Origin of the sequence: Chryseobacterium sp. GVT01B, from assembly GCF_019970045.1 — a bacterium.
Lineage (GTDB): Bacteria > Bacteroidota > Bacteroidia > Flavobacteriales > Weeksellaceae > Chryseobacterium.
Map to the genome: position 1 here is coordinate 134,360 of NZ_JAHXYI010000010.1, position 9,633 is coordinate 143,992.

General features: G+C 34.7%; 4 protein-coding genes. All 4 read right to left on the minus strand.

Going from position 1 to position 9,633, the window contains the following annotated elements:
* Positions 1 to 21: 21 nt before the first annotated feature.
* Positions 22 to 3,480, minus strand: a complete 3,459-nt coding sequence (locus LC457_RS21655; RefSeq protein ID WP_223601697.1) for a DUF6443 domain-containing protein — start codon at positions 3,478 to 3,480, stop codon at positions 22 to 24.
* A 10-nt stretch (positions 3,481 to 3,490) separates the two neighbouring features.
* Positions 3,491 to 7,069 carry a DUF5977 domain-containing protein gene (locus LC457_RS21660; protein WP_223601698.1) on the minus strand — a complete coding sequence of 1,193 codons (3,579 nt, stop codon included), beginning with the start codon at positions 7,067 to 7,069 and terminating at the stop codon, positions 3,491 to 3,493.
* Between the two features lie 3 nt (positions 7,070 to 7,072).
* Positions 7,073 to 8,701 (minus strand): T9SS type A sorting domain-containing protein, encoded by a 1,629-nt coding sequence (locus LC457_RS21665; protein WP_223601699.1) that lies wholly within the window; start codon positions 8,699 to 8,701, stop codon positions 7,073 to 7,075.
* Between the two features lie 305 nt (positions 8,702 to 9,006).
* Positions 9,007 to 9,417 carry a hypothetical protein gene (locus tag LC457_RS21670; protein WP_223601700.1) on the minus strand — a complete coding sequence of 137 codons (411 nt, stop codon included), beginning with the start codon at positions 9,415 to 9,417 and terminating at the stop codon, positions 9,007 to 9,009.
* Between the last annotated feature and the right edge of the window lie 216 nt (positions 9,418 to 9,633).

The following is a 9,633-nucleotide window of genomic DNA, read 5'->3' on the forward strand; positions in this document are numbered from 1 at the left end:
ATTAAATTTAAGTTGTTCGATTTAAAATCTAGGTCTTGTTAGTATAGATGGTGGTGTTACAGCTTGTTTAAAAACGTTCTTTAAGGTTGGGTTAATTACTTTTTTTTGAACTTCGGAATTGCTTTCAGTCCACATATAAGTCTGATATGTATTTCCAAAGCTTTTTAACTTTCCTTCAGTTCTTTCAAAATTATTTACTGGTAATCTATAAAATAATGACTCCTGAGATTTTGAATCTAACATTAAAAAAAGTGTTTCGTCTCCTAATTTGTACCAAGATACAGTAGATCTTCCCCACATCTGCTCATACCAATCAAAATTTGCTTTTAGAGGATTAGCCTGAAGATATGTCATCTCTACAAAACCTTTTGGATCTTGTGAGTTTAATGATGCTTGTCTTGCTAAAGAAGAATATGGAGACGATGGCTTATCTAGAGAAGCAAAAGGTCCATCATTAGAATCATTAAAATCACTAAATAGACTGCGAGCAGGTCCACTTCCTCCAAAATATTCAATTGTTATCGTTCCCCATCCTATATCTTTTCCTCTATGAGTATAACCTCTAATAATAGATTCTCCACCTGTAATAATATTTGAAGCTCCAGTTTGTCGACTAACTACTTTAGTGTCTCCATTTCTTTGATGGTAAAAATCTATTTTATTTCCACCTAAATTACTAATCATCTTGCCATTCTTATCATATTCATTAAATGGTTCTCTACCATCCGGATCAATAAATCTCAGTGGGTTATTAAAAGCATAATTATAAGGACTATAACGTGTCATCTTTTCTGCCAATGGGTCAACAACACTCCATCTTCCCATATCCGGCATATAAAACCTCGCTCCATAATCATACATTCCACTTTCCTGCAACTCCTTACCGTTGTACTTATAATTATAGGGAACTCCTCCAAAAGGAGCTGGTACAATAAGGCCCTCTTGGTGTCTTAATCCAAAAGGATAATAATTGTTGGCATCAATGACCTCAGCTATACCACTGCCATTACTTCTGTAACTCACTCTTACATTTCCTAGATGATCCGTGTAATTGTAAATATACTTATTTTCAGTAAAATCATAATACCCTTCTGAGGTAGGCACAAATTTTAATACAGGAATGGTATAAAGAGAAGCTGAGGTATCATACGCATGTCTGTTATCATACTGGAAGCCGTCTAGATAATTGGTTTCTATGGACCCGTTTATACTGTATGTTTTAGAAACTTTCGTTCCGTCTGCCCTGTAGGTGTAGCTGGTGTTAGAAATACCTATCAACCCTTCGTTAACTGAAATAGAATTGGGCAAATTCAGGTAATTGTAAATGATCTTCATTTTTCTGTCAGGGTGATCCGTCATATTCCCATTAAGATTATAGGCCATCGTTCCCTGCAAGGCATTGTATCCTGAACGATTGTTAATGACACCGGCAGGAAGGGTAATTTTGTCCAGAGTATTACTTTTGTCTCCATTCTGATAATTATAGATCAAATCATCAATCATTTCTGCTGTTGTTCCTCCGGAAACAGGCCATGAAAATCTTTTTAAGGTTTTTATATTGCCATTGAGATCATAGCTCAGCTCTTCATTAAAGTAATTATTTTGTGCTAAAGAAGCATTGGGCTGGGAATAAGCTCCTTTCAACAATCTGTTTAAAGCATCATGCTGGTAATTGTATCTTTTCAACTCTTCTGCACTGGAAATATTCCAATCAATCTCAGCAATATTCCCATTAAACCTTCCTGTTGAAGTATTGGTATAAACAGGATTGTTATACTTCATTTCATAGCCAAATAATTTCCCGTTCAGATTGGCAGGATCATTAACTTTCGTCATCCAGCCTCTGATATTGTATTGATAAACAATAGTCTGTAATGGAGATGTTGCAGCTATTCCACCTACTTTCTTAGATTCCAGCTGGGAAAGTTCATTATACTTATTCTGGACAAGGTATTCCACAGGATTGCTGCCGATCTGATGAGTATGAGTCAGAAGCCTGTTCTGGGAATCATAGGTGAATTTTTCTACAATGATCTTTTCAGGATCTGTTCCAAGCCTTCTATGGTAAGTATTGGTCTGAAGAACAACCCCAGTATAGTCAAGCTTATTATTAATCACAGTATAGCCTCCAAGATAATTACGACTTCTTGATCCGATATTTCTTCCTTTGGTATCGTACCAGATAAAATTCCTTGTCCAATTGTCATCTTCTATATTTTTGATATAGGAAGCGGTAAGAAATCCTTTGGTTGTCCTTTCCTGAGCAGGATCATCCGTAAGAAGAGGCTGGGCAAAGACATTGGTGACCGCAGGGGAGCCTTGGGGATAGGTATCATAATAATCAACCGTTAATAGCTTAGTGATAGAACCCGGATAACTCGCAGAACCATTATCATAATATACGTCTACTCCGCTATTGGTAAACCCTATAGTAGAAGATCTTGTTACATTATTACTCCCTTTGGCATCTGCTGACACCTGCTCTGCAGCCCTTCCTGCCGTGCCATACACCTGGGTACTTGTGTATATTCCTGTGTAGGCGGCTCTTCCAAATTGGTCATACTTCGTAAAAAGCCACTGTTTTAATGCCCCCATGACGGCATCCTGAGTCATAATCAGCCTATCCTGTTTGTCATACACCATATATTCCCACCCTTTACCTGGAAGTTTCTTTTCTACTAAACGGTTTCGCCCGTCGTATTTATACTGGTAGCATAAATCATTAAGCACCGTATTAGGATCTGCTTCTAAAGAGGCTTTGGGAGGGATTACATAAGCCAATTGGTTATAATCATTGTAAACAAAATAAGTATCTGCACTTTCTGTAGCACTGATTACTTTTCTGACCAATACCACCTGTCCTTGTCCGTTTTTAAATTCAATGGTCGGGTTTCCGTCTTCATCGGTGACTGTATTTTTATAGAGCTGACCTACTGCATAGGAACCGGATGGGATGAGTTGGGAAGTAAAAGTGGTATAGGTAAAAGTAGCTGTATATTTTTTAACCTCGCCATCTGCATTGGCATCATATCCAAATTGTACAGGCTTGTTGTCCCACGCAGTTCCAACTTGTTTTTGTCCTAAAATACGGTCTAATGGTGAGTTTTCAAGAATCTTCTCTGAATAAATTTTCTCTGAACCATAAGGCGTACTGCTCACATTTGATAATGGATCAGGAATAATAGCTCCATTAAGAGTTCCTGCCTGGGGAACAGGAAGATAATCCTGAACCTGCCTTCCGAACGCATCGTATTTAATGGGAGTGACTACATCTTTACCCAATGGGGAGGCTTTTACATTGACGTTTTGTTTAGGTCTTCCCAAACCGTCAAAATACTGAACGGTTTCAGAGGTCTTGACATTGGCAAGGGTAGGATCTGATAAATAGGTCTTTGAATAGACATAGTTTTCTGTATTGGTAAGCTGCGCCTGGGCAGTTCCTATGATAAGAATCCCTATTGGAATTATAAGTTTTTTCATGGATTTGTTTTTAATTTACATCATAACTAAAGCTAATATTATATGGGGTGCCTGTAGAAGGGCTTCCGCTTCCTAGCCATCTTAAAACAGTCTGTCCCGACCCTGGATAAAGAGTAACCTGCCAATTTCCAGAGGATTTAGTAACCGTGGTAGTTGGCCAACATGGTCCAGGTATATTTCCTAATTGTACTGAATCAGACCAATTCACACCTTGGTTTGAAGTAACCATAAAATTTAATTGAGCATTAACGACATTATTTACTTTTTGAAAAGGTGCATATTGTATCATAATATACTGACTTGAAGCCATAGCATTGAAATCACAATATGGATAAAAACAGGTTAAGTTTGAGTTAGCGTAATTCTGCCCATTACTATTAATGTCATCTAAAGCTTTTTGATCAGCATCTGCCTGACTTATGATTGAAAAATGTCTGCCTTCAGGAACTGTATAGGTTATCGAATTGGATGTCATACCCGAGGTACAATTATTTTTTGTAAATGGTTGACTTTTCATAACATTATAATATGCTGTTGGGGCATTATTATATTTATATTCTTTAAGCACTTTTCCATTATTATCTACAACTTTCTCTAATCGATTAGCCAAATCATAAGTATAATTTTCTCTTATTCCACTTGGAGAAGTAATGCTTGTCACCCCGATCAATGGATTATAAGTATAGGTTGTTATGTTGTAGTTAGCAAGAGCAGGGGTTTTTCTGAAACTATCCAGAGCTTCTATCAGCAATAGTTCGGAAGATGTATCTATATCCGCATTAGATTTCAGGAAAATAGGAAGAGTTGTGTATCCTGAAGGTAAACTGCTTACACCTAAAGAGGTCATTACATTACTATAGGTCTCTCCCTCTATCTTAGCGATAGGTAAAGTTTGCCCATATCCCCAAATGATAGTGATTGGTTTACCATCTTTACTTGTATATTGTAGAACATTACCTTTGGGATCATATAAGTCATAACTGATTTCCACAGTTGGGACAGGAGCAGGGCTATTCAAATCTTTAAGGTTATATGATAATACTGATTTAGGTAAAGGCAAACCACTAGTATATGTATTAGCATCTGCTTGGGAAGCAGGATAAACGGTTTCCCACTTAGTCAGAATTTTATTTGTAGGATTTTCTATTTTCGTTGTCTCTGTAACCAATGGAAACCCTACCATATTCTTGTTAATCAAATATTGATTATTTATTGTAACATCATTTGCATAATGATATGTCTTAGAAATTACTTTATTGTCTGGATAGGTAGTTTCTTCTTTCTTCAGAAGATCATCATCAGAGTCATCGTAAAAGTACTTTGTCGTAGTGGTAACGTTTCCATTATTGAAATAATCTTTTCTCGTCTCAGAGTCTAAATAATGATTATAAAAATAAAGTTTATGAGCTGAAACATTAATGACGTCACAGGTTTTGTCTAGAGCTTGACCTTGTCCATTCCAACCCATCGGAACAGGACCAAAAGGGCGCCCATCAATTTCAACTATCCTAGCATGTTGTGAAAATCTTACAGGTTTATTATTATAATTATAAATTGTTTCAGCTAATAATTGCTTAGTGTTTGTATACTCTTTTTTAAACAATATCTTCATTCTTTCTTTTTGGAGAGAGTTAAAAGAATTTATTCTAGTACCAGCATTTTCATCATATTTAATTAGTGCACTGGTCCATATATAATTATTATTTCCTAGTGTGGTCCTTTCTCTTTCTACTTTAGTCATTAGTGAGTTATCAGGTTTTTGATCAATAAAGCCATTATCTTGATTACTGAAAGCATATTCACTTATTCCTCCATTGCTTTTTTCTTCATAAACTTTTGAATATACAATATGTGACCCATTAGTATAATTTAATGGCCAACTTAAAGGTGAGATTTCCCTGTAAGTGTATTGGTTATGATTGTAATCTGTAGTATTTGACAAAACACCACTAGAACTTAAATCACTAGCAATAAGATCTTTATAATAGTAAAACTTTCTCTGGGAAGGCACATTTGAAATATTATAATCGATAATATGGCTCACCCTGAAACCTCCTGCTAACCTTCTTGGACTAATCTGACTGATGAAAAAGTCATTATTATAATTAGTCATTTTAGTATACTCATGAGGTTCATAATAAAAACGAGTACTTCCTCCCGTTGGATAAAAGATTTTTTCTAAAATTTCGTTTAATTTAAAATTAGGTTCTTTTGCTTGTCGATATGCCGCCGCAATAACATTAATATCTGTAGAATTTACTGCATAAAAATTAAATATCTTATCGTTGAAATATCCCCAATGATCAGTATTCCCATTATTAAATTTTGGAAATAAGCTATTATTATACTGAAATTCATATTTGTTGTTTTCTACTTCGCCAATTTTTATTTTTTTTAATTTTAATCGCCTTGCAGGATTTTCGTCATACTCAAAGTATATATTTTCTACATTTTTATTATTTACAGCATAAGAAATATTATCAAGTTTATACCAATGTTTAAGATTATAGTAATTATCAGGAGGTTTGATTTCAAATCCATCAATTAGGTATACATTTTCGTTTGTAAATTCAAGACTATTTGCTAAAGATTTATTAAATTTTATCTCAACATTATCAAAATTAACTTTATCCAAATAGCTAAATTGTCCTTCTTCAAAACTTGAAAGATTGAAACAGTTATTCTTATCAATATCTTTTGCGCAACCACTTAAATCGTAACCACCATACGCAAAACTTTTGTACCCCGAATATGAACTTCTAAAATAGATAGCATCTCCAGATTTACTATAACTAAAGTCAACATTTTTTCCAGTTGAATATTCAATTTTGGTTAAATGCCAATTTTTTACATACTTATAATATTCCGCACCGAGCTTAGGGTTCTGAGTCTTTTTTCTACTTCGATAAATCTCAATTGCTGAATATTGATTTCCAAAAGTATACTTATTCCCCAAACCGTCGGTGATAATAAAGGAATTTATGAAATGCTCCATATCATACTCGTTATCTTTTAATGTATTTGTAACCGATAAGTTAGGTGTGTCAGAGTTTACAATCCATTTTCCTTCATGATTTTTAATAAAAGTACCTGATATACCATTTACATTAAAGCTAAAAGTATCAGGGGTTAATGCTTTTTCATTTTTTTCATATTCAGAAAAACCCGAATATGATTTTAGCTTATCTAACGAATTCCAATCAGCGGAATTTAAAAGGTTATATTTATAATAGTAAGCTTCTAGATCAGACTCATCTGCTAAACCATTCAAATTTCTTGTAATTGTTCCTGAAGTACTTAAATTCCATGCCAAACCCATCCATGAAGGGTAAGTATCAGGCTTATTCTGAGCAACATCATAATTAAGATTTACATCAAACTTGTTTTTATAATCAATTTTTAAGGAAAGCAAACTGATATTAATATCTGGTTTACCCAGTGAATGATTTAAATCAGTTCCTCCATATACTTTAAATTCACTTGAGCTTGGGCTTTTAGAAAATTCAGGGCTATAAAAACCCTCCTCACCATTAAACTGCCCTTTCATTAATGATACTGAAATGATACAAAATAGAAATAAGATCTTCATAACTTACTGTTTAATAATTTTTGCATTAGCTGTTTTATTCGTCTCCGTTTTTATGGTGATTAGATAAGCTCCCTGAACCAAAGCCTGTGTATTAATCTTAATCACTCTATTCTTAGTTTTTATACTCTGAAGCTGTCTTCCACTCATATCATATAGCAGAATATCAGCCTCTTTAAAATCAAAGCCGATTTCTACATATGCATAATCAGATACAGGATTCGGATAGATCTTGATATCATATTTTTCAATTAACTGATCAACCTGTTTATCCCCCAGCTTTACGATCTTCCAGTTTTCTTTTCCTAATTCCTCTGCACTGGTTCCGGCCAAAACAATAGAACCGTCTCTGTTCAGCTTTAAATCTGAAAGTCTTTCTTCTTTTTGTCTGGATTCTCCTTTCACATGTTTTCTCCACTGCTCATTGCCATTCTGATCCAAATATAACATCCAGAAGGTCTCATCATCGGTTTGTATTCTTCCTTCTGCCTGAGTATATCCGCCCAATAAAATCCCTTTGGAAGATTTATCATCTGCAGAATGAAGGACGCTCATTCCCATCAAAATATCACGGTTTTTGAAATTGTAGGATTTCTGCCACTGTTCATCACCTCTTTCATTTAAAGAAATCAGCCAAAGATCTGTTCCTTCTTCAATTCCAACCGTTTTATTTCCTGATCTTTCTGATCTGGATTCTCCACCGATAATAAAGCCATTTGAAGTTAATGCTAGCGTTCTGATATGATCATCACCCTTTCCTCCAAAATTCTTTTCCCATTCTAATTTTCCGTTTTTGTCTAACTTGACAATCCAGTAATCGCCCTCACCAAAGTTTTCAGTTTGTTTCGAGTTTCGGGATACGGGATTCGAATTTTGACCGTTTGACACGGAACCTGCATCTTGCATCCCGGACCCCTTTTCAGATCCCGAAACACGAACCTCGGAACTTCTTGAATAAATTCCCAATAATGCTCCGCCATCTCTCGTTGGAATCATTTTTTCAACTTCATCAAGACCTTTTCCGCCTAAAATTAACTGTGAGAGTTCTTTTCCGTTTTTATCGATTCTGGTAATTAAGACATCTTTGGAACCATAACCTTTTGAAGAGTTTTGAACATTCCCTGCAACAAAAAATCCCAAGTCTGTAGTTTGAATAACAGCTCTTGCTTCTTCATCTGAAGAACTTCCTAATGTTTTCTGCCATAATTCATCGCCAAATTCATTAATTCTGATCAACCAGATATCAGAACCACCTTTAGAATCGTCTTTTTTATCCAGTCCTTTTCCTGAATAAGATGTTCCGGCTAAAAGAAATCCACCATCTTGTGTGGTAACGGTTGCTGATAAATAATCATGATTTGCTCCTGAGAAATATTTTTCCCAGGCTTCTTCTCCCTGTTGGTTCAATTTTACAAGGTGAAAATCATAGCCGTTGTTTTGCTTATTTCCTGGTGTTTGCTGCTTATTGCTTTGAATAGAGCTTCCCGTAATAAGATACTGTTGATCGATTGTTGTAGTGACTTGGCTAAGAAAATCCTGGGTAGAGGATTTGATGTCTTTCTGCCACACCACTTCCTGAGCAGATACGCCCAAGGCTGTGCATAAAGTAAATGCACCGAGATAGAATTTTTTCATTCTATGTTTTTTTGAGTTAGTAATTAGTTTTATTAAAACGCAGCGAATTTAATACTTTTTAAGACACAAAAATCACAAAGTTGCGATTTAACATATATCTTACTTATTAAATTATTATCATAAAGGTTTTTAATTGGTTTTATTCTGATGTAAAATTATCTACACAGGGCGAAAAAAACGTGACGTATTAAAATCTATATTTATCCGAAAAATTAAGTTCCGGAAATAATATAGATCTATTTCAATTTATAGCAAACGAAAAAACCACCCTTCCGGGTGGCTTCTTATTTTTGGTGAATTTTATTTTACTGATAGATTATCTCATCATTCTTCTTAATCTGGTAACTTTTTTTATAAGGAGTCAAAACATAGCTGTCTTTAATATAAGTTCCGCTTTTCCAGATCTTCCCTTTTCCTTCTTTATTCAGGATAATGCTTTTCGCAGCTCCGTCCGGAATAAAAACTTCAGCTTTTTTCATGTCTTTAGTAAAAATTATTGCTGTCATTGAGATATAACTTTTATCTGAGTTTACTTCTTTCAGCTTTATTTTCTGATTGAAAGTCTGTATACAATTATTTTTTAATTGTGAATAGGTGTATCCTGCAGAACCAATACAACCGTGAACATCTCTGTCACCTCCTAAAACAGGAGCTTGTTTTTGTGCAAAAATTAAGGATCCAAGGAACATTGCGCTGAATAAAATTGTTTTTTTCATATGTAAAATTTTTGTTTTCTGGCTGGTAGAACTAAACCCGAAACAGGGTATTAGTTAATTCCTCTAAGGTACAAAAAAAACCACTCTTCTAGAGTGCCCCCAAAAAGTTAGACACTTTTTAGGGGCATTTTTTATGGGCAAATCAAAGTATAGTTTAGCATTTAAAACAGATTGTGTTGTTAAGGTTTTACAAAGACATCATTCGATTTCCGTAGT

Excerpts from the sequence above, each read along its gene's own strand:
- LC457_RS21655 (WP_223601697.1), bottom strand. The coding sequence starts at position 3,480 with ATGAAAAAACTTATAATTCCAATAGGGATTCTTATCATAGGAACTGCC.
- LC457_RS21660 (WP_223601698.1), bottom strand. The coding sequence starts at position 7,069 with ATGAAGATCTTATTTCTATTTTGTATCATTTCAGTATCATTAATGAAA.
- LC457_RS21665 (WP_223601699.1), bottom strand. The coding sequence starts at position 8,701 with ATGAAAAAATTCTATCTCGGTGCATTTACTTTATGCACAGCCTTGGGC.
- LC457_RS21670 (WP_223601700.1), bottom strand. The coding sequence starts at position 9,417 with ATGAAAAAAACAATTTTATTCAGCGCAATGTTCCTTGGATCCTTAATT.